This is a genomic window from Flavobacterium sp. DSP2-3-1 (assembly GCF_049896865.1).
In the GTDB taxonomy this organism is placed as follows: domain Bacteria; phylum Bacteroidota; class Bacteroidia; order Flavobacteriales; family Flavobacteriaceae; genus Flavobacterium.
In genome coordinates this window covers 230,722-248,532 of the sequence record NZ_JAFCVD010000003.1, presented here as the reverse complement: position 1 = coordinate 248,532, position 17,811 = coordinate 230,722, and the positions used below count along the sequence as shown (strand labels likewise).

19 protein-coding genes are annotated in these 17,811 nt (G+C 32.7%); 16 read left to right on the top strand and 3 right to left on the bottom strand.

Going from position 1 to position 17,811, the window contains the following annotated elements:
- The first annotated feature begins 104 nt into the window (after positions 1-104).
- Positions 105-533, top strand: coding sequence for a DUF2147 domain-containing protein (locus ACP7AT_RS05085; RefSeq protein ID WP_426063262.1), 429 nt, complete (start codon positions 105-107; stop codon positions 531-533).
- A 76-nt stretch (positions 534-609) separates the two neighbouring features.
- Positions 610-3,075, top strand: coding sequence for a replication restart helicase PriA (gene priA / locus ACP7AT_RS05080; RefSeq protein ID WP_426063261.1), 2,466 nt, complete (start codon positions 610-612; stop codon positions 3,073-3,075).
- Positions 3,076-3,085: 10 nt separating this feature from the next.
- Here the strand turns inward: priA and ACP7AT_RS05075 are convergent, their stop codons facing one another.
- Positions 3,086-3,781, bottom strand: coding sequence for a LytR/AlgR family response regulator transcription factor (locus tag ACP7AT_RS05075; RefSeq protein ID WP_426063260.1), 696 nt, complete (start codon positions 3,779-3,781; stop codon positions 3,086-3,088).
- A 164-nt stretch (positions 3,782-3,945) separates the two neighbouring features.
- Between ACP7AT_RS05075 and rpsF the strand changes: the two genes are divergently transcribed.
- The 6 genes from rpsF (at position 3,946) to ACP7AT_RS05045 (ending at position 8,527) form a co-directional block, all read left to right on the top strand.
- Positions 3,946-4,287, top strand: coding sequence for a 30S ribosomal protein S6 (gene rpsF / locus ACP7AT_RS05070; protein WP_035671622.1), 342 nt, complete (start codon positions 3,946-3,948; stop codon positions 4,285-4,287).
- Between the two features lie 5 nt (positions 4,288-4,292).
- Entirely contained in the window at positions 4,293-4,589 is a 297-nt protein-coding gene (gene rpsR, locus ACP7AT_RS05065; protein WP_086454224.1) for a 30S ribosomal protein S18, read from the top strand.
- A 65-nt stretch (positions 4,590-4,654) separates the two neighbouring features.
- Complete coding sequence (gene rplI, locus ACP7AT_RS05060; RefSeq protein ID WP_091204520.1) at positions 4,655-5,098, top strand: 50S ribosomal protein L9; 444 nt, start codon at positions 4,655-4,657, stop codon at positions 5,096-5,098.
- Positions 5,099-5,235: 137 nt separating this feature from the next.
- The gene (locus ACP7AT_RS05055; RefSeq protein ID WP_426063259.1) at positions 5,236-5,709 is read left to right on the top strand and encodes a DUF6495 family protein; all 474 of its coding nucleotides are present in this window, start codon (positions 5,236-5,238) and stop codon (positions 5,707-5,709) included.
- 75 nt (positions 5,710-5,784) lie between these two features.
- Positions 5,785-7,812 carry an NAD-dependent DNA ligase LigA gene (ligA, locus tag ACP7AT_RS05050; RefSeq protein ID WP_426063258.1) on the top strand — a complete coding sequence of 676 codons (2,028 nt, stop codon included), beginning with the start codon at positions 5,785-5,787 and terminating at the stop codon, positions 7,810-7,812.
- Positions 7,787-8,527: a hypothetical protein gene (locus tag ACP7AT_RS05045; protein WP_426063257.1), complete on the top strand. Its 741-nt coding sequence runs from the start codon at positions 7,787-7,789 to the stop codon at positions 8,525-8,527. Before ligA ends, ACP7AT_RS05045 begins: the two co-directional genes overlap by 26 nt.
- 15 nt (positions 8,528-8,542) lie before the next feature.
- Here the strand turns inward: ACP7AT_RS05045 and ACP7AT_RS05040 are convergent, their stop codons facing one another.
- Complete coding sequence (locus ACP7AT_RS05040) at positions 8,543-9,454, bottom strand: bifunctional metallophosphatase/5'-nucleotidase (protein WP_426063256.1); 912 nt, start codon at positions 9,452-9,454, stop codon at positions 8,543-8,545.
- A gap of 152 nt (positions 9,455-9,606) precedes the next feature.
- Positions 9,607-10,383, bottom strand: coding sequence for a 5'-nucleotidase C-terminal domain-containing protein (locus tag ACP7AT_RS05035; RefSeq protein ID WP_426063255.1), 777 nt, complete (start codon positions 10,381-10,383; stop codon positions 9,607-9,609).
- Between the two features lie 47 nt (positions 10,384-10,430).
- Here ACP7AT_RS05035 and ACP7AT_RS05030 point away from each other — a divergent pair, with 47 nt between their 5' ends.
- The 8 genes from ACP7AT_RS05030 to ACP7AT_RS04995 all read left to right on the top strand — a co-directional run bounded on the left by ACP7AT_RS05030 (position 10,431) and on the right by ACP7AT_RS04995 (position 17,807).
- Complete coding sequence (locus ACP7AT_RS05030; RefSeq protein ID WP_426063254.1) at positions 10,431-10,949, top strand: DUF6913 domain-containing protein; 519 nt, start codon at positions 10,431-10,433, stop codon at positions 10,947-10,949.
- A 7-nt stretch (positions 10,950-10,956) separates the two neighbouring features.
- Complete coding sequence (gene dapA, locus ACP7AT_RS05025) at positions 10,957-11,844, top strand: 4-hydroxy-tetrahydrodipicolinate synthase (RefSeq protein ID WP_426063253.1); 888 nt, start codon at positions 10,957-10,959, stop codon at positions 11,842-11,844.
- Positions 11,845-12,012: 168 nt separating this feature from the next.
- Positions 12,013-12,813 (top strand): outer membrane protein assembly factor BamD, encoded by an 801-nt coding sequence (locus ACP7AT_RS05020; RefSeq protein ID WP_426063252.1) that lies wholly within the window; start codon positions 12,013-12,015, stop codon positions 12,811-12,813.
- A gap of 8 nt (positions 12,814-12,821) precedes the next feature.
- Positions 12,822-13,139, top strand: a complete 318-nt coding sequence (locus ACP7AT_RS05015) for a DNA-directed RNA polymerase subunit omega (protein WP_035671643.1) — start codon at positions 12,822-12,824, stop codon at positions 13,137-13,139.
- A 7-nt stretch (positions 13,140-13,146) separates the two neighbouring features.
- Positions 13,147-14,364, top strand: coding sequence for a bifunctional phosphopantothenoylcysteine decarboxylase/phosphopantothenate--cysteine ligase CoaBC (coaBC, locus tag ACP7AT_RS05010; protein WP_426063251.1), 1,218 nt, complete (start codon positions 13,147-13,149; stop codon positions 14,362-14,364).
- Between the two features lie 66 nt (positions 14,365-14,430).
- On the top strand, positions 14,431-15,315 hold the full coding sequence (locus ACP7AT_RS05005) for a DUF4835 family protein (protein WP_426063250.1): 885 nt from the start codon (positions 14,431-14,433) through the stop codon (positions 15,313-15,315).
- A 52-nt stretch (positions 15,316-15,367) separates the two neighbouring features.
- Complete coding sequence (recN, locus tag ACP7AT_RS05000) at positions 15,368-17,020, top strand: DNA repair protein RecN (RefSeq protein WP_426063249.1); 1,653 nt, start codon at positions 15,368-15,370, stop codon at positions 17,018-17,020.
- Between the two features lie 73 nt (positions 17,021-17,093).
- Positions 17,094-17,807 carry a hypothetical protein gene (locus ACP7AT_RS04995; protein WP_426063248.1) on the top strand — a complete coding sequence of 238 codons (714 nt, stop codon included), beginning with the start codon at positions 17,094-17,096 and terminating at the stop codon, positions 17,805-17,807.
- The last annotated feature ends 4 nt before the right edge of the window (positions 17,808-17,811 follow it).

Below are 17,811 nucleotides of genomic sequence, written 5' to 3'. Positions count from 1 at the left end.
GGTTTAAAATTAGGAGCTATTTCCTGCTATTCGTTTTAATCTTTTCTTTTTTAAAGAAAAAAAGAAAAGGATTTCCACTGCTATCAGGGCTAAAAAAAGAAGAAATGAAAAAAATTATCACAATTCTGGCATTATTTGCTTCAATGGCTTTTTATGGTCAAAATCAAACTGTTCTAGGAAAATGGAAAACCATTGACGACGAAACCGGTAAAGCAAAATCTATTGTTGAAATCTACGAACGTTCCGGTAAAATTTACGGTAAAATCGTTGATATAATTGATGCCGAAAAGAAAAAAAGCTTGTGTACGGAATGTACTGGCGCGGAGAAAAATAAACCGGTTATGGGCCTTGTTATTATCAAAGGACTAAAAAAAGATGGTAAAGAATACAATTCAGGAAAAATCCTTGACCCAACTACGGGGAAACAATACAAATGCTTTTTAGCTTTGGACGGAAATGATAAATTAAAAGTTCGAGGATATATTGGTGTAGCCTTATTTGGAAGAACACAAACTTGGAATAGAGTAAAATAATTATAAATTAAGAGTTATGAGTTTAAAGTAAAAAACTACGCATAACTCACAACTCACAACTCTTAATTACTATTAAATGCATTTCGTCGAAGTAATTTTACCACTTTCTCTAGCTAAAACCTTTACCTATAGTGTTTCCGAAGCGGAGTTTCATTACATCAAAAAAGGAATGCGGGTTGCGGTTCCTTTTGGAAAAAGTAAAATTTATACGGCTTTAGTTATTGAAATTCATCAAAATAAACCCGCATTATACGAAGCCAAGGAAATTCATCAAATTCTCGATGAAAGACCCATTGTAACCGAAATCCAAATTGCGCATTGGCAATGGATTGCTTCTTATTATATGTGTGCCATTGGGGATGTGTATCGTGGCGCCATGCCAAGTGCACTTTTGCTGGAAAGCGAAACCCTTATTTCTCAAAAAACCGATTCGTTTATCGATACCAGCCTACTTTCAGATGATGAGTTTCTGGTTTATGAAGCTTTGCAACAGCAAAATTCATTAAAAGTGCAAGATATTATTGCGATTTTAAACAAAAAAAATATTTTCCCTGTTATTCAAAAACTGGTTGATAAGAATATTTTAGTGCTTCAGGAGGAAATTCAAGAAAGTTACAAACCTAAATTAGTTCGATACGTACGTTTACATCCAAAATATGAATCCAATCAAGGCTTAAGTGAGTTATTGGAAACATTGAAAAATGCCAATAAACAAAAGGAAATCGTAATGCGTTATTTCCAATTGTGCGCAACTGAAAAGACACAAGGTAAAGCAAAGCCCATTACCGTAAAAAAATTAATTGAGGAAGCTAATTCTTCTGCTGCGATTGTAAAAGCGTTAATCGAAAAAGAAATTTTTGAGGATTATTTTCTACAAGAAGACCGAGTAAATTTCAACGGGAAAATAAAAGAAGATGAATTACGATTAAGTGCAACACAACAGACGGCTTTCGAGGAAATTAAAGAAAGTTTCACTCATAAAGAAGTGTGTTTGTTGCACGGGGTAACTTCCAGCGGAAAAACTGAGATTTATATTAAACTCATCGAAGGATATTTGGCAACGGGAAAACAAATCCTTTATTTATTGCCCGAAATCGCTTTGACGACTCAATTAGTGGGACGTTTAAGAGCGTATTTTGGAAATAAAGTGGCTGTTTTTCATTCGAAATACAACAATAATGAGCGAATTGAAGTTTGGAATCAAGTCTTGCAAAAATCTGAGAAAGCACAAGTGGTAATAGGAGCAAGGTCTGCTCTGTTTTTGCCATTTCATGATTTGGGATTCATAATTGTAGATGAAGAGCATGAAAAAACCTTCAAACAAGTAGATCCGGCTCCGCGATATCATGCGCGCGATGCGGCTATAGTGTTGGCACATTCGCATAAAGCAAAAGTACTTTTGGGTTCAGCGACGCCAAGTATAGAAACGTATTTTAATGCCACATCACATAAATTTGGTTTAGTGGAAATTTTCAAGCGCTTTGGAAACGTGATGATGCCCAACATCGAATTGGTGGATTTGAAGGACAAGTACTTTCGTAAAAAAATGACGGGACATTTTAGTGATGTTTTAGTTGAAGAAATTACAAACGCATTGTCATTAGGAGAACAAGTAATTTTATTTCAAAACAGAAGAGGTTATTCTCCCATCATTGAATGCATCACTTGCGGTCATGTGCCACACTGTTTACAATGCGATGTGAGTTTGACGTACCATAAAAATAAAAATCAATTGCGCTGCCATTATTGCGGATATAGCATGGCTAAGCCTACGCATTGTCACGCGTGTTCCAGTGTTGATTTGACTACAAAAGGCTTTGGAACCGAACAGATCGAACAAGAATTGATTTCTATTTTTCCAAATTCAAAAATAGGAAGGATGGATCAGGATACTACGCGCGGAAAATTTGGTTTTGAGAAAATCATTGATAGTTTCAAAAATAGGGAAATAGATGTCTTAGTTGGAACTCAAATGCTGGCTAAAGGATTGGATTTTGATAACGTAAGTTTAGTGGGAATCATGAACGCAGATAATATGTTATTTCATCCTGACTTTAGAGCTTTCGAAAGAAGTTTCCAGATGATGACGCAAGTTGCAGGAAGAGCTGGACGTTCTGAAAAACAAGGAAAAGTAATCATACAAACTTATAATACCAATCATAATACGATACAACAAGTAACTAACAATGATTATTTGGGAATGTATAAAGAGCAATTGTATGACCGGCAAATTTATAAATACCCGCCGTATTTCAGAATTATAAAACTGACTTTGAAACAGCGTGATTATGATAAATTAAAAGAAGGTTCTATGTGGTTGTATCAAGTGATGAGTCAAAACCTGAATATGCCGGTATTAGGTCCGGAGGAACCGGCTATCAGTAGAATTAGAAATGAATACATTCGAACAATAATTATCAAAATCCCTCAAAATGCGTCTATTGGAAACACAAAAAAAACTATTCAGAAAATGTTAAATAGTTTTGAGGCTGTTGCTCAGTACAGAGCGATTAAAGTTACGTTGAATGTAGATTTTTATTAATGACAAGATATTAAGAAAAGGAAAGGGCTCGAACTAAATCTTCTTTTTTATGGCGACTCAAAGGAATTTTTGTCATTCCAATTTCAGCGTATTTGCTGTTGAAACGTTCCACTTTATCAATATTGATGATATAGGACTTGTGTACTCTGACAAATTTTTCTTTTGATAAATCATTCTCAAAAGATTTCATGGTAGAAAGTACTAAATTGCTGTCTTCTTCGGTGACAACTCTAACATAATCACCAAACGCCTCAATCCATTTTATTTTAGAAGTAAATATTTTTAGTTTTTTTAAATTACTTTTAATGAAAATATGCTCTCCTTCTTCTTCTTTATTGTCCTTTTTAAGTAAATAAAAATCTATAGCTCTTTTGACCGAAGCATTGAATCTATCGACTGCAATTGGTTTCTGAAGGTAATCAGTGGCATCATAATCAAAAGCTTTCATTGCATATTCAGCCTTTGAAGTGATAAAAATAATTTGTGGTTTTACTTTTAAGCCATCTAGAAAATCAAAACCGTTAATTACTGGCATCTCGATATCAAGAAAAATCAAATCCACATTATGAATAGACATACAACTTCTTGCTTCGATTGCATTAGAAAAATCACCTATTAAATGTAAATTCTGATGATTATTAACTAACTTAGCGATAATCATTCTCTGGATAGAACTATCATCCACCACGACACAGTTTAATTTCATAATTTTGTATTTTAGATTTGGCTACGTAAACGTAATACTTTTTTATTAAAAAAAAATTAATAGAGCCGATTTTTTTACTACACATCGAATAAAACGAAAGAAGACTTGTTTATTAAGAATTAATGGTTACTTTTGCACCCAAAATAACAAATAAATATATATTTATGAATCATTATGAAACTGTTTTCATTTTAAATCCCGTTTTATCTGAAGTTCAGGTAAAGGAAACAGTAAGCAAATTTGAAGATTTTCTTACTAGTAGAGGAGCAGAAATGGTGTCGAAAGAAGACTGGGGCCTTAAAAAAATGGCTTACGAAATTCAAAACAAAAAAAGTGGTTTTTACCATTTATTCGAATTCAAAGTAGCTGGAGAAGTTCTTATTGCTTTTGAAACTGAATTTAGACGTGATGAAAGAGTAATGCGTTTCTTGACTGTAAGTCTTGACAAACATGCTATTTCTTGGGCTGAAAGAAGAAGAACTAAATTAAAATCTACAAAAGCTTAATTATCATGGCAACATTACAACAATCGGCTTCAGGAAAAAAAGACGGAGATATCAGATATCTTACGCCTTTGAACATAGAAACTAACAAAACTAAAAAGTATTGTCGTTTCAAAAAATCAGGTATCAAATATATTGATTATAAAGATGCTGATTTCTTATTGAAATTCGTTAATGAGCAAGGAAAAATTCTTCCTCGTCGTTTGACTGGAACTTCATTGAAATACCAAAGAAAAGTGTCAGTTGCAGTGAAAAGAGCACGTCACATTGCTTTAATGCCATACGTGGCTGATTTACTAAAATAATAAAATAACTCAGTTGTTGGTTTTCTGAAATAAGAAACCTAACTTCTATAACAAAGGACAACAACATGGAACTTATATTAAGACAAGACGTTCAAAATTTAGGATTTAAAGATGATATTGTAACGGTAAAAAATGGTTATGGTCGTAACTTTTTGATCCCACAAGGTCACGCGCATTTAGCAACTTCTTCTGCAAAGAAAGTATTAGCTGAAAACCTAAAACAAAGAGCACACAAAGAAGCTAAAGTGGTAGCAGATGCAAAGGCATTGGCGGAAGCTTTGAAAGCTATCGAAATTAAGATTTTTGCGAAAGCAGGTGGTGAAAAATTATTTGGTTCAATCACCAATATTGATATCGCTGAAGCTTTAGCTAAAGGAGGACAACAAATCGAAAGAAAATTCATCACAAGCGGAATTGTTAAACGTACTGGTAAATATACTGCCAGCGTTCGTTTACACAGAGATGTTATTGTTGAATTAGATTATGAAGTTGTTGCTGAAAAAGCATAAATTTTTATAAATTTATATAATTAAATCTCGATGGAAGTCGGGATTTTTTTTGTTTAGTCTGAACTTGTTTCAGATTCTTTAATTCATAAATAAAGAGCATCTTAAATAATTAAGATGATGAAATAAATTTAGCATAAATGAAATACTCAAGATTAACAAAAGAGCAATTTGAAGAATTGAATCAGGAATTCAGTACTTTTTTAGCAACTCAAGCTATTGATAGAGCAGAGTGGGATACAATTAAAGCTTCAAAACCAGAAGTGGCCGAACAAGAGTTAGACGTTTTTTCTGATTTAATTTGGGAAGGTGTTCTCTCAAAAGCAACCTATTTAGAACATTTTTCTAAAAATCATATTTTCCTCTTTCATTGTTTTGATACCCATGTTCAATCGATTGTTTTGAAATCATTGGTGCCTGAAGTTGATTTTTTGACTAAAGAAGGATTGCAATGGCTTAGCGATAATATGTTTACGGATACTATTGAAATGAAAGTGGGTAAAAAAGAGTTTACGGAAGAGCGTAATACTTCAATTTTTGAATTAATACAACAAGGTTCGTTTTTGAGTGATGGACTTTTATTCCAGCAAATAAATACAATTATAGCATCATAATTGCATTGTTATTTCTTTTAAATTGGTTATTTTAGTACACTTTTTAAAAACTAAAATAGCCAATTTTTATTTTCTATGGATATTCAAAATACGATTCAAAAATTAAGGGAGGAATTAAATTTACACAATTATAATTACTATGTGTTAGATAAACCTATAATTTCTGATTATGAATTTGATTTTAAATTAAAGCAACTTCAAGAACTTGAAAGTCAGTATCCGGAATATTTTGACGAAAGTTCACCATCTCAACGTGTAGGAGGAACCATAACGAAAAACTTCCAGACTGTAACGCATGAATACCGTATGTATTCTCTTGATAATTCGTATTCTAAGGAAGAATTAATCGAATGGGAAAAACGAGTTCAGAAGGTCTTAGGCGATGTCCCGCTAGCGTATACCTGTGAATTAAAGTACGATGGTGCTTCAATTAGCATTACCTATGAAAACGGAATTCTCAAACGTGCTGTTACGCGTGGAGACGGTTTTCAGGGAGACGATGTAACAAATAATATTAAAACTATAAAATCAATTCCGTTGAAATTAAAAGGAAATTTCCCTTCTAAATTTGATATTCGTGGCGAAATAATTCTGCCATTTGCAGGTTTCGAAAAGATGAACCAGGAATTAATTGAAATAGGTGAAACACCTTACTCAAATCCGAGAAATACTGCTTCTGGAAGTTTAAAATTACAGGATAGTGCTGAAGTTGCAAAACGACCATTGGATTGTTTGTTGTATTTTTTAATTGGCAATAATTTGCCTTTTAAATCGCAATTTGAAGGCTTAGGAATGGCCAGGCAATGGGGATTTAAAGCTCCTAAAGAAGCCAAACTGGCACATAATTTGGATGAAGTTTTTCAATTCATTGATTATTGGGACACTCACAGGCATAATCTTCCTTATGAAACCGATGGTGTAGTAGTAAAAGTAAATTCTTTTCACTATCAGGATGAATTGGGTTTTACTGCAAAATCACCTCGTTGGGCAATTGCCTATAAATTTAAATCAGAACAGGTTTCGACAAAATTAAATTCTATTTCGTATCAGGTAGGACGAACAGGTTCTATAACTCCAGTGGCAAATTTAAATCTTGTGCAATTAGCCGGAACTATTGTTAAACGTGCTTCTTTGCATAATGCGGATCAAATCGAAAAATTGGATATTCGTGTTGGAGATACCGTTTTTGTAGAAAAAGGAGGGGAGATTATTCCTAAAATTATTGCTGTTGATTTGACTAAGCGTCTGGATACTTCAGAGACTACAAAATACATCACTCATTGTCCAGAATGCAATGCTGAATTGGTAAGAAGTGAAGGTGAAGCCAATCATTATTGTCCTAATTTTTACGGTTGTCCGCCGCAAATTATTGGGAGAATCCAACATTTTATTTCAAGGAAAGCAATGGATATTGAAGGTCTTGGCGGTGAAACGGTAACCTTATTATTCAATAACGGGTTGGTTCATAATTATGCCGATTTGTATGAATTAACAGTTGAGCAAATTCGCCCTTTGGAGCGAATGGCTCAAAAATCTGCAGAAAATTTGGTGAATGGTGTAGCGAATTCAAAGAATATTCCTTTTGAACGGGTTTTATTTGCACTTGGAATACGCTTCGTTGGTGAAACAGTAGCGAAAAAATTAGCTAAACATTATAAAAGTATCGATGCATTGCGTCAGGCTACTTTGATGGATTTGATTTTAGTGGATGAAATTGGTGAGCGAATTGCACAAAGTGTACTAGATTTTTTTGATAATCAGGAAAATAGTATTATCATTGAAAGACTTAAAAAATATGGAATACAATTTGAAATTATTGAAAAGGTAAATCCAAATGCTACCGAAAAACTTTCGGGCAAAACGTTTGTTGTTTCAGGAGTATTTGAGAAATTTTCCAGAGACGATTTGAAAAAAGCAATTGAAGATAATGGAGGAAAAGTGGGAAGTTCCATTTCGGCAAAAACGGATTATGTTATAGCTGGTGATAATATGGGACCCGCTAAATTAGACAAAGCCAATAAATTAAATGTTTCAATAATTTCGGAAGATGATTTTATCACTTTAATTAATAAAAGTAATGCAGCTACTGACAAAAAATTATAATTTTACACAAGGAAACGCAATCGTTGGTTTAATTTTTTCTTTTGCAATTATCGAAGTTTTGGCAGAATTATTTTCATTCAAAGTAATTTTGTTTGCATTTCGACCTTTGACGGCGTTGTTAATACTTTGTCTTTATTGGTTTACTTCTAAGGAGAGGAGTATTCTTTTTTTTGTAAGTTGGTTTTTTTTGCTGCTGACTAGTATTTTAATTCTTTCAGAATCACTACTTTTTTTAATGTTAGGATTAGCCGGAATTGTAATCCATCGAATTTTACTCATACTATATATTATAAAGTTGAATAAGGTCAGCGATTTTGTACCAATACTAATAGCAGTAATTCCTTTTATTTTTATTTTTTCTTATTTGCTTTCTATTTCGGATGAAATTCCAAAGGAGAGTTATTATCCTTTAATAATCCAAAATATTTTGGTATCTATTCTTGGAGCAGTTGTTTTGTCTAATTATTTTATGAATGAAACTAAAAATACACCTTGGCTGTCAATCTTTGGAGTATTATCTATAGCGCTGTATTTTACTGTATTTATTGAGAAATGTTTTTTATCTAACTTACCTCCAACGTACTTTAGACCATTGGGAATGGTTTTGTATGTAATGAGTTATTATGCTTTTTATAAATTTGTCATTGATACCGAAAGATTCAATGCAGATGTAAATGAAGATAAAAAACAAACTACTAAAGTTTATTTCAAATAATAAAATCGGTTATAGCTACACTATAATCGATTTTCCTTCAAAAGCTTTTGATTTATTATTATCTACATAAAAATCTATTCTTCCTAAGTTAATACCGTAGCAACCTACCTGATTTACCAAAACTTCTTTGCCCACAAGATTCTTTGCAACCGTAGGTTTGTCCAAAAAAGTATGAGTATGACCACCAATGATTAAGTCAATATCCTGGGTCAGCTCGGCTAATTTTAAATCACAAATCTTATTTGGCTCGTCTTTGTATTTGTATCCTAAATGCGACAAACAAATCACGATATCACATTGCTTTTCTTTCTTTAAAATCCGAACCATATCTTGAGCAGTCTCGACAGGATTATTGTACACGGTTTCCTTATACATTCCTTTGTCAACCAATCCTGCAAGCTCGATTCCAAGCCCAAAAACACCCACTTTTATTCCGTTTTTATTGAATATTTTATATGGCTTTACAAAACCATCCATCACAGTATTTTTAAAATCATAATTGGCAGACAGGAATTCAAATTTAGCGTGGGGCATCTGCGCATGTAAACCTTCAACACCATTATCAAAATCATGATTTCCTATTGTAGATGCATCATATTGCATCATACTCATCAACTTAAACTCTAATTCTCCACCGTAATAATTAAAATAAGGCGTTCCCTGAAAAATATCACCTGCATCGAGCAACAATACATTTGGATTTTCTTTTCTGATCGTTTCAATCAAAGCTGCTCTTCGTGCCACGCCGCCCATATTTGCATTTCTAGGGTGATCCGCAGGAAATGGATCAATATAACTGTGAACATCATTAGTGTGTAAAACCGTCAATTGTCTGGTTTTAGAGATATCAAAACTGCTTAATGACACACCTAAACTCAATAAAGCTGAACCAGCAGCTGTTTTCTCTATAAATTCTCTTCTTTTCATTTTATGTTTTTTGGAGCTATTTCCCGCTTTACGCTATATCCACGCTAAAAAGCGTGGGATGCCGCTTCAATCGGGGCTATAACTTTATATTTTCAAAATTACTTTCAATTGTTTAAAACTAAATAATGCGTCTAAACTCTTAATACTTATTTTTATTCTACCGTAATTCTAACATCTTTTATCACAGGAATAGTGTCAACTTCTTTAAAATAATCAATAAGGATATTTCGTAATTTGTATTCTAAATCAAATTTCTGAACACCTTTTTTAAAGAAATTCATGTTGTCTCCGCCATTAGACAAATAATCATTGGTTCCCACATAATAAATGGTCTCTTTTTGAATAGGATTCCCTTGAACTAAAATATTTTTGCCAACATTATTTTTATCAATTGTAAAAGTTACTCCAGATAATGGATGTGGTTTCTTTTCAGCGATAAAAAAGTCGACCATTTCAAGTATTTGCTCTCCTTTTAATGCAATCACCACCAAACTGTTTTCAAACGGCATGATTTCAAAAGCTGTTCTTGATGTTACATTTCCTTTTGGAAGTATCGAGCGAATCCCTCCGCTGTTAAGCAAACAAATGTCAATATTCTTTTTTTCTCTGGCTTGAAATACGACATTTCCTCTCATTAAGGTAACATCAGCCATCAAATTACCGATTGTAGTTTGCCATTTACCATTGCTTTTATCCAATGTTTCCGGACAATAAGCCAACACGCTGTCTAAATCTTTGGTAATGTGTGCCCTATACGGTTTTATAAAATTTTCAATTGCAGGAACTTGATTCTCCTTTTCAGTAATAGGAATTCTTTTTCCTTCTATTTTGGTGACGTAATTTTGTTTGCTGCAAGAGGCAACAAATAAAAATGTTAAGAATATAACAAAAAGTTTAGAAACGTCGTTATACTTTTTTAGATTTACCATTTTAAATGCGACTTAATTAATTAATTTTGTAACCAAGTAAAAGTAATATGTTTTTGAATTATATAAAGAATTTTTTATTAAAAAAAACATTAAAAAATAGCTTGCAAGATTCAAAAATGAATCACTCCTCAGGTATTGTACAAACAGTTGGTTTGTTGGTAGATGTAACTAATTTTTCGGCAACCGAATTATTGATTGCAGAGTTAGTAATAAACGGAATTTTAGAGAAAAATATAAAAACAATCCTTTATTGTGATGCTATTAAGAAAAAACAAGTATCGAAATATCCCATATTTAGCGGAGCACAGCTAAAATGGAATGGAGAAATTAGAGGTCATGAGATTAATGAGTTCAGCAATGAAAAGTTTGATTTGTTAATCAGTTTTTATGACATCGAGAAAGCAATTTTAATGCAAATTACGCATGATTCTAAAGCGCAATTTAAAGTTGGCTTTTCATCAATAGACAAAAGATTAAATCATTTTATAATCAAAGCGGAAATCAATAGTGACGCCGTTTTTGTAAATGAGTTATTTAAATATTTAAAATTATTAAACAAAATATAGATATAATATGCAATCATTAATAGGAACTGGAGTTGCTCTTGTAACTCCGTTTAAACAAGATTTTTCAATTGATACTGAAGCATTAAAAAGAATTGTAAATTTTTCTATCGATGGAGGAATTGAGTATCTTGTCGTTTTGGGAACCACGGCAGAAAATGCAACTTTGTCTCAAGACGAAAAAGAATTAGTTATACGTACCGTAATCGAAGCAAATAATGGCGCTTTGCCATTAGTTTTGGGAGTGGGAGGAAATAATACAGCAAAAGTTGTTGATGAGTTAAAAACCAGAGACTTGTCAGCATTTTCGGCTATACTTTCTGTTTCTCCATATTATAATAAACCAACGCAGGAAGGGATTTACCAACATTTCAAAGCCGTTGCTGAAGCTTCTCCAATCCCGTTAATTTTATATAATGTTCCAGGAAGAACAGCAAGTAATATGCTGCCTTCAACTGTTTTGCGTTTGGCTAATGATTTCGAAAATGTTATAGCTATAAAAGAAGCGGCAGGAGATATTGTTCAGGCGATGCAATTATTAAAAGACAAACCGAAAAATTTTCTGGTAATCTCCGGTGATGATATGATTGCTTTACCGATGGTTTTAGCAGGTGGATCAGGCGTAATATCAGTAATTGGTCAAGGTTTTCCGAAAGAATTTTCTGAAATGATTCGGTTGGGCTTAAATCGCAAAGTAGATGAAGCATTCAAAACGCAATACCTTTTAGCGGAGTGTATCGATATGATTTTTGAGCAAGGAAATCCAGCTGGAATCAAACAAGTATTTTTGTCACTGGGAATTTCTGAAAACACAGTGCGTTTGCCATTGGTAAATGTTGATGATACGTTAGCAAACAGAATTGATAAATTTGTCAAAAAAGTAAATAGAAAAGGTTAAAAAATCGGTCTTTTTATTAATAAAAAATATATTTTGAAGTCGCTGAATTAATAACTAAATTTGCCACCGAAACTTCGGTATGGTTTTGTGGGTTGTTTCAACTTGCAAATCATGATAAAAGGAAAAAAATGAAATCAAAGATTCACGAAATCTAAAAAACAATATTAAATGTTGAGTAAAAAAATAATATCTCTATTGCTTCTTGTTGCTGTTTTCAGTTCTTGTAATGAGTACCAAAAAGCATTAAAAACCGAAGATGTTGCTGTCAAGTTCGAAATGGCGACTCAGTTATATGATGCAGGGAAATATTCGAAAGCGATTCGTATTTTTGAACAAATTGCTCCAGCTTACAGAGGAAAACCTCAAGCGGAAAAACTTTTTTATATGTTCTCGCAATCGTATTACAAAACAAAACAATACTATTTAGCCGGATACCAATTTGAAAGTTTCGTCTCGGGTTACCCTAAAAGTGAAAAATTAGAAGAAGCTGCTTATTTAGGTGCAAAAAGTTATTCAATGTTGTCACCAGTTTACAGTTTAGATCAAACGGAAACTAATAAAGCACTGGATAAACTGCAGTCTTTTATAGACAATTATCCAAACTCACAATACATTACTGAAGCAAATACTGCTGTGAAAGTATTAAGTGAGAAAATTGAGAAAAAAGTATTTGAAAATGCGAAAGGATACAATACAATTTCAGATTTTAAATCGGCTATTGTGGCTTTAGATAATTTTGTTTCTGATTATCCTGGAACGCCTTACAAAGAAGATGCATTGTATTATAAGTTAGATTCTGCATATCAATTGGCCATCAATAGTGTTCCTGCAAAAATGGAAGAACGATTGAATGTTGCCAAAGTTTCACAATTAAATTTGATAAAATTTAATGCAGAAACGAAATACAAAAAAGTAGCTGATGAAATGTTAGTTCGAATAGAAAAAGATTTACAAAAATTTACTAAATAAATAAAGTCATGGATTTAAAAAAGACGAATGCTCCAGTAAATACAATAACATACAACAAAAATGTTATTGAAGAACCTACTGGTAATGTGTATGAAGCGATAACCATTATGGCTAAAAGAGCAAACCAAATCAACTCTGAAATTAAAAAAGAATTGACAGAGAAATTGGAAGAATTTGCTACATATAATGACAGTCTTGAAGAAGTTTTTGAAAACAAAGAACAAATTGAGGTTTCAAAATTTTACGAAAAACTACCTAAGCCACACGCTTTAGCAGTTCAAGAATGGTTAGACGGTAAAATCTACCACAGAGATTCAAATAAATAATAGTACGATGTCAGTTTTAAGCGGTAAGAAAATTCTACTTGGAGTTTCTGGTGGAATTGCAGCCTATAAAACAGCATCATTAGTACGACTTTTAATAAAAGCAGGTGCACATGTCCAAGTGATAATGACACCTGCTTCTAAGGATTTTGTAACTCCTCTTACTTTATCCACGTTATCAAAAAATCCTGTTCATTCCAGTTTTTACAACCAAGACGACGAGAATGAAAAATGGAACAATCATGTTGAATTAGCACTTTGGGCTGATTTGATGGTTATTGCGCCCGCAACAGCAAATACTTTGTCAAAAATGACAAATGGGACTTGCGATAATCTTTTGATCGCAGCTTATTTATCGGCAAAATGTCCGGTGTATTTTGCTCCTGCAATGGATTTAGACATGTACAAACATCCCTCAACGATAGCTAATTTCTCTTCTTTGTCTCGATTTGGCAATGTTATAATTCCTGCTGAAAGCGGTGAATTAGCAAGCGGATTATCCGGTGAAGGAAGAATGGCGGAACCTGAAAATATTGTAGCTTTTATTGAAGCCGATTTAAACAGCAAATTGCCACTTAAAGGAAAAAAAATATTAATTACTGCTGGCCCCACTTATGAAGCAATAGATCCGGTACGCTTCATAGGAAATCATTCTTCGGGTAAAATGGGTTTTGATATTGCCTCAAGCGCTGCGAATTTAGGTGCTTCTGTGATTTTGGTTTCGGGACCTACAAATTGTAAAGTTTCAAATCCTTTAATCGATGTTATTTCAGTAGTTTCTGCCGAAGAAATGTACAATGTTTGTCATCAGTTCTTTGCTGACGTAGATGTTGCAATTGCAGCGGCAGCCGTAGCTGATTATAAACCTAAGATTGTTGCTCAACAAAAAATCAAAAAAGTAGCGGATAACTTTACAATTGAACTCGAAAAAACGAAAGATATTTTAGCTTCTTTGGGTGCTCAAAAGAAAAATCAGTTTCTGATAGGTTTTGCTTTAGAAACAGAAAATGAAATTGAAAATGCAAAGCTGAAAATTCAGAAAAAAAACTTAGATTTGATAGTTTTAAATTCTTTACAAGATCAAGGTGCAGGTTTTGGTAAGCCAACGAATAAAGTAACTTTTATTGATAAATATTTCAATATTGAACCTATGGAATTAAAATCAAAAGAAGCAGTGGCAGATGATATCCTAAATAAAGTAATATCGCACTTAGGAATTCAACGATAGCTAACAATACGTGATGGCTTATAATAGTTTTGATTTGGACAAAAGCAAAATAATAGAAATCTACAGATGAATAAAATAGTTACTTTTTTGCTGCTTTTTATTGTTGGTTTTGCCCAAGCGCAACAACTAAATTGTGTGGTTACCGTAGATTCAAAAAGGTTGAGCGTCACCAATCAGCAAGTTTTTAAAACCTTAGAAACATCTGTAAGCGAGTTTTTAAATAAAACAGATTGGACGGGTCAAGCTCTAAAGCAAAGTGAAAAAATTAATTGTTCAATGTATATTACTGTTTCTAGCAACAGTTCGGATCAATTTACAGCAACAATTCAAGTACAATCTTCCAGACCAGTATTTAATTCTTTTTATTCTTCACCTGTATTAAATTACAACGACAAAGACTTTAATTTTAGATACACAGAGTTTGAAAATCTAGTATTCAATCCCACTACGTTCGATTCTAATTTAGTTTCGGTGCTAGCTTTTTACAGTTATGTAATTTTAGCAATGGATGCCGATACATTTGTTGCTGAATCTGGAACGCCTAATTTTGAGATTGCTCAAAATATTTCAAATGTTGCGCAACTAGGCGGTTCCAAAGGATGGAGTCAAGCTGATGGAAACCAAAATCGTTACTTTTTGATAAATGATATTTTATCTCCAACTTTTAAACCAGTCAGACAAACCATGTATGATTATCATAGTGGATTAGATTTAATGAGTCAGGATTTAAAAGTTTCGAAAGAAAAAATAAAAGCATCATTGGTTAATTTAGCAAAATTAAACCTTTCAAGACCGAATGCCTTTTTAACACGTGTCTTTTTTGATGCTAAATCAGATGAAGTTGTTTCTATATTTTCTGGTGGACCCAGTATTACCGTATCAGATTTAGTTGATAATCTGAACAAAATTTCTCCTTTAAACTCAAGCAAATGGGTAGCAATTAAATATTAATTGGTCTTCAATTTACTTTTATTTTACTTCTCCCTAAAAAACAATATATTAAATGATAACGTCACTTTCGATAAAAAACTATGCTTTAATAGAAAAATTGACTATCGATTTTTCAAAAGGTTTTTCAACAATTACCGGAGAAACCGGTGCGGGTAAATCAATAATTTTAGGAGCATTAGGATTGGTTTTAGGAAAAAGAGCCGACTTGACTTCTTTAAAAAATAAAGAAGAAAAGTGTATAATTGAAGCTCATTTTGAAATTTCTAAGTATAGTTTGCTTCCTTTTTTTGAGGCCAATGATTTAGATTATGAAAATGATACTATAATTAGACGTGAAATTCTTCCTTCCGGAAAATCAAGAGCTTTTATCAATGATAGTCCCGTAAATCTGCAGGAATTACAGGAACTGAGCTTGTTCTTGATTGATATTCATTCGCAGCAGCAAACCCAAGAACTTTCGGATGAGAATGTGCAGTTCGAAATTATTGATGCAATTGCCAACAATAAAGAAACAATTCTGGAATATCAATCGCTTTTAAAAAGCTATAAATCGGATAAATCCAAATTAAATTCGCTGCTGAAAAGGCAAAGCGAATCTAAAAAAGAGCAAGAATACAATACTTTTTTATTGGATGAATTAATAGCAGCACAATTAAAATCAGGTGAACAAGAATCTCTTGAGGCTGATTTTGAAAAATTAAATAATGTTGAGATTATTAAAGAATCTATCGACAGATCTCTGGCTGTTGCCAATGAAGAACAAATTGGTGTACTGCATAATTTGAATGAAATCAAGGTTTCATTACAAAAAATAGCCTCTTTTTCATCGGAATATCATACTTTGCTTGAGAGGATTACAAGCTTGACAATTGAGTTTGATGATATTTCGGATGAAATGAACCGTTGTTCTGAAAAACTGATAAATGATCCGCAACAACTGGATTTGATAAGTCAGAAGCTTCAGGTAATCTTTACTTTGCAAAAGAAACATCAGGTTTCATCTGTGGATGAATTACTTCAAATTCAAGCAAATTTGGAAAATTCAGTTTTGGAGCTAGGTAGTATGGAAGAGGAGATTGCTGCACTGTCGCTTTCTATCAAACAAAAAACGGTTGAATTGGATGCTTTTTCGACAACAATTCATAATAATAGATTGGTTTCGATTCCAGTTTTATCTCAAAAATTGATTACTATTTTAGAAACGTTGGGAATGCCAAATGTTCGTTTCAATATTGATATTAATACGACGGAAACCTATTTTCAAAACGGAAAAGATGAGCTTCAGTTTTTGTTTTCTGCCAATAAAGGAACTGATTTCGGTTTGTTGAAAAAAGTGGCTTCCGGCGGGGAAATGTCTAGGATAATGCTATCAGTTAAAGCGATATTGGCACAATATTCAAAATTACCAACATTGATCTTTGATGAAATTGACACTGGTGTTTCTGGAGAAATAGCTATTAGGATGGGGGAAATTATGAAAGAAATGAGCCAAAAAATGCAAATTTTTGCAATTACGCATTTACCCCAAATTGCGGCAAAAGGAAATGAACATTTTAAAGTGTTTAAATCGACTGTTGGCGAGGATACGCAATCGGAATTGAAGCTCTTGAATGACGATGAAAGAATTGTTGAAATCGCGCAAATGTTATCAGGAACGGTTGTCTCTGATTCGGCCTTAAATCATGCTAAAGCCTTGCTGAACTAATATTTTGCTTTACATTTGTCTCTGACAAAATTAACACGGATTTAATTAAATTTTACTATTTAAAAAATAAAATATGTATTTCAAAAAAACTATCGGAGTATTGACTGTAATTTGCATTTCTTTTTTTAATAGCTCTTTTGGGCAAACTTTAGATTCTGATCAAGTAGCTGGTTCAGGTGTAGCCAATAATTCTATATATTCTGTTAGTGATTATTCAGAAGGATTTTATGTTACTTTAGAAGACTTTATTAATAAAAAAAAGACAAAACTTAATCCAGTTGAACGCAGAACAATTGTAGGGTTTGAAAAAAAATTAATACATAAAAATTCTATTGTTGATCATGTTTTTCTATACACTATTGCTGATCAAATGAAATTGACCGGAGTTTTTGCTGTTTCACTCAATGGAAATCTTTATGTACAACAAAAAAATTTCCGAAAATATGCAGTGAAAGGTGATAAGAGTGAAGAAGGAGATAATCCAAATTCGTATCACAGAGTATTACAAGCCGGAAAGTTTCTATATTTAGAGGCAGAGCTTGCTAATGGTTGGTCAAAAGGATTGGCTTATGGAAGTGGTGGAGCTATAGGCGGTGTTATTGGTTCTTCAATGAATAGACTGAAAGGAATTGTATTTGATCTCAATAAAAAAGAGTTTAATGTTTTAAAAGACTGTAATGATTTTAACGAGTTTTTAACCAGTTATCAAGTAGAAAACGTGAAATGTGAAAACAGGAAAATAGATATAATCACGGTTAGGGAAAATATTAGTAAAATAATTAAATAAGGTA

What these genes read in the sequence shown, in the direction of transcription:
- ACP7AT_RS05030 (WP_426063254.1), top strand. Translation starts at nt 10,431, where the DNA reads ATGTTTTTGAATTATATAAAGAATTTTTTATTAAAAAAAACATTAAAA.
- ACP7AT_RS05045 (WP_426063257.1), top strand. Translation starts at nt 7,787, where the DNA reads ATGCAGCTACTGACAAAAAATTATAATTTTACACAAGGAAACGCAATC.
- ACP7AT_RS05075 (WP_426063260.1), bottom strand. Translation starts at nt 3,781, where the DNA reads ATGAAATTAAACTGTGTCGTGGTGGATGATAGTTCTATCCAGAGAATG.
- priA (WP_426063261.1), top strand. Translation starts at nt 610, where the DNA reads ATGCATTTCGTCGAAGTAATTTTACCACTTTCTCTAGCTAAAACCTTT.
- ACP7AT_RS05040 (WP_426063256.1), bottom strand. Translation starts at nt 9,454, where the DNA reads ATGAAAAGAAGAGAATTTATAGAGAAAACAGCTGCTGGTTCAGCTTTA.
- coaBC (WP_426063251.1), top strand. Translation starts at nt 13,147, where the DNA reads ATGTCAGTTTTAAGCGGTAAGAAAATTCTACTTGGAGTTTCTGGTGGA.
- ligA (WP_426063258.1), top strand. Translation starts at nt 5,785, where the DNA reads ATGGATATTCAAAATACGATTCAAAAATTAAGGGAGGAATTAAATTTA.
- dapA (WP_426063253.1), top strand. Translation starts at nt 10,957, where the DNA reads ATGCAATCATTAATAGGAACTGGAGTTGCTCTTGTAACTCCGTTTAAA.
- recN (WP_426063249.1), top strand. Translation starts at nt 15,368, where the DNA reads ATGATAACGTCACTTTCGATAAAAAACTATGCTTTAATAGAAAAATTG.
- rpsR (WP_086454224.1), top strand. Translation starts at nt 4,293, where the DNA reads ATGGCAACATTACAACAATCGGCTTCAGGAAAAAAAGACGGAGATATC.
- ACP7AT_RS05005 (WP_426063250.1), top strand. Translation starts at nt 14,431, where the DNA reads ATGAATAAAATAGTTACTTTTTTGCTGCTTTTTATTGTTGGTTTTGCC.
- ACP7AT_RS05085 (WP_426063262.1), top strand. Translation starts at nt 105, where the DNA reads ATGAAAAAAATTATCACAATTCTGGCATTATTTGCTTCAATGGCTTTT.
- rplI (WP_091204520.1), top strand. Translation starts at nt 4,655, where the DNA reads ATGGAACTTATATTAAGACAAGACGTTCAAAATTTAGGATTTAAAGAT.
- rpsF (WP_035671622.1), top strand. Translation starts at nt 3,946, where the DNA reads ATGAATCATTATGAAACTGTTTTCATTTTAAATCCCGTTTTATCTGAA.
- ACP7AT_RS05020 (WP_426063252.1), top strand. Translation starts at nt 12,013, where the DNA reads ATGTTGAGTAAAAAAATAATATCTCTATTGCTTCTTGTTGCTGTTTTC.
- ACP7AT_RS04995 (WP_426063248.1), top strand. Translation starts at nt 17,094, where the DNA reads ATGTATTTCAAAAAAACTATCGGAGTATTGACTGTAATTTGCATTTCT.
- ACP7AT_RS05015 (WP_035671643.1), top strand. Translation starts at nt 12,822, where the DNA reads ATGGATTTAAAAAAGACGAATGCTCCAGTAAATACAATAACATACAAC.
- ACP7AT_RS05055 (WP_426063259.1), top strand. Translation starts at nt 5,236, where the DNA reads ATGAAATACTCAAGATTAACAAAAGAGCAATTTGAAGAATTGAATCAG.
- ACP7AT_RS05035 (WP_426063255.1), bottom strand. Translation starts at nt 10,383, where the DNA reads ATGGTAAATCTAAAAAAGTATAACGACGTTTCTAAACTTTTTGTTATA.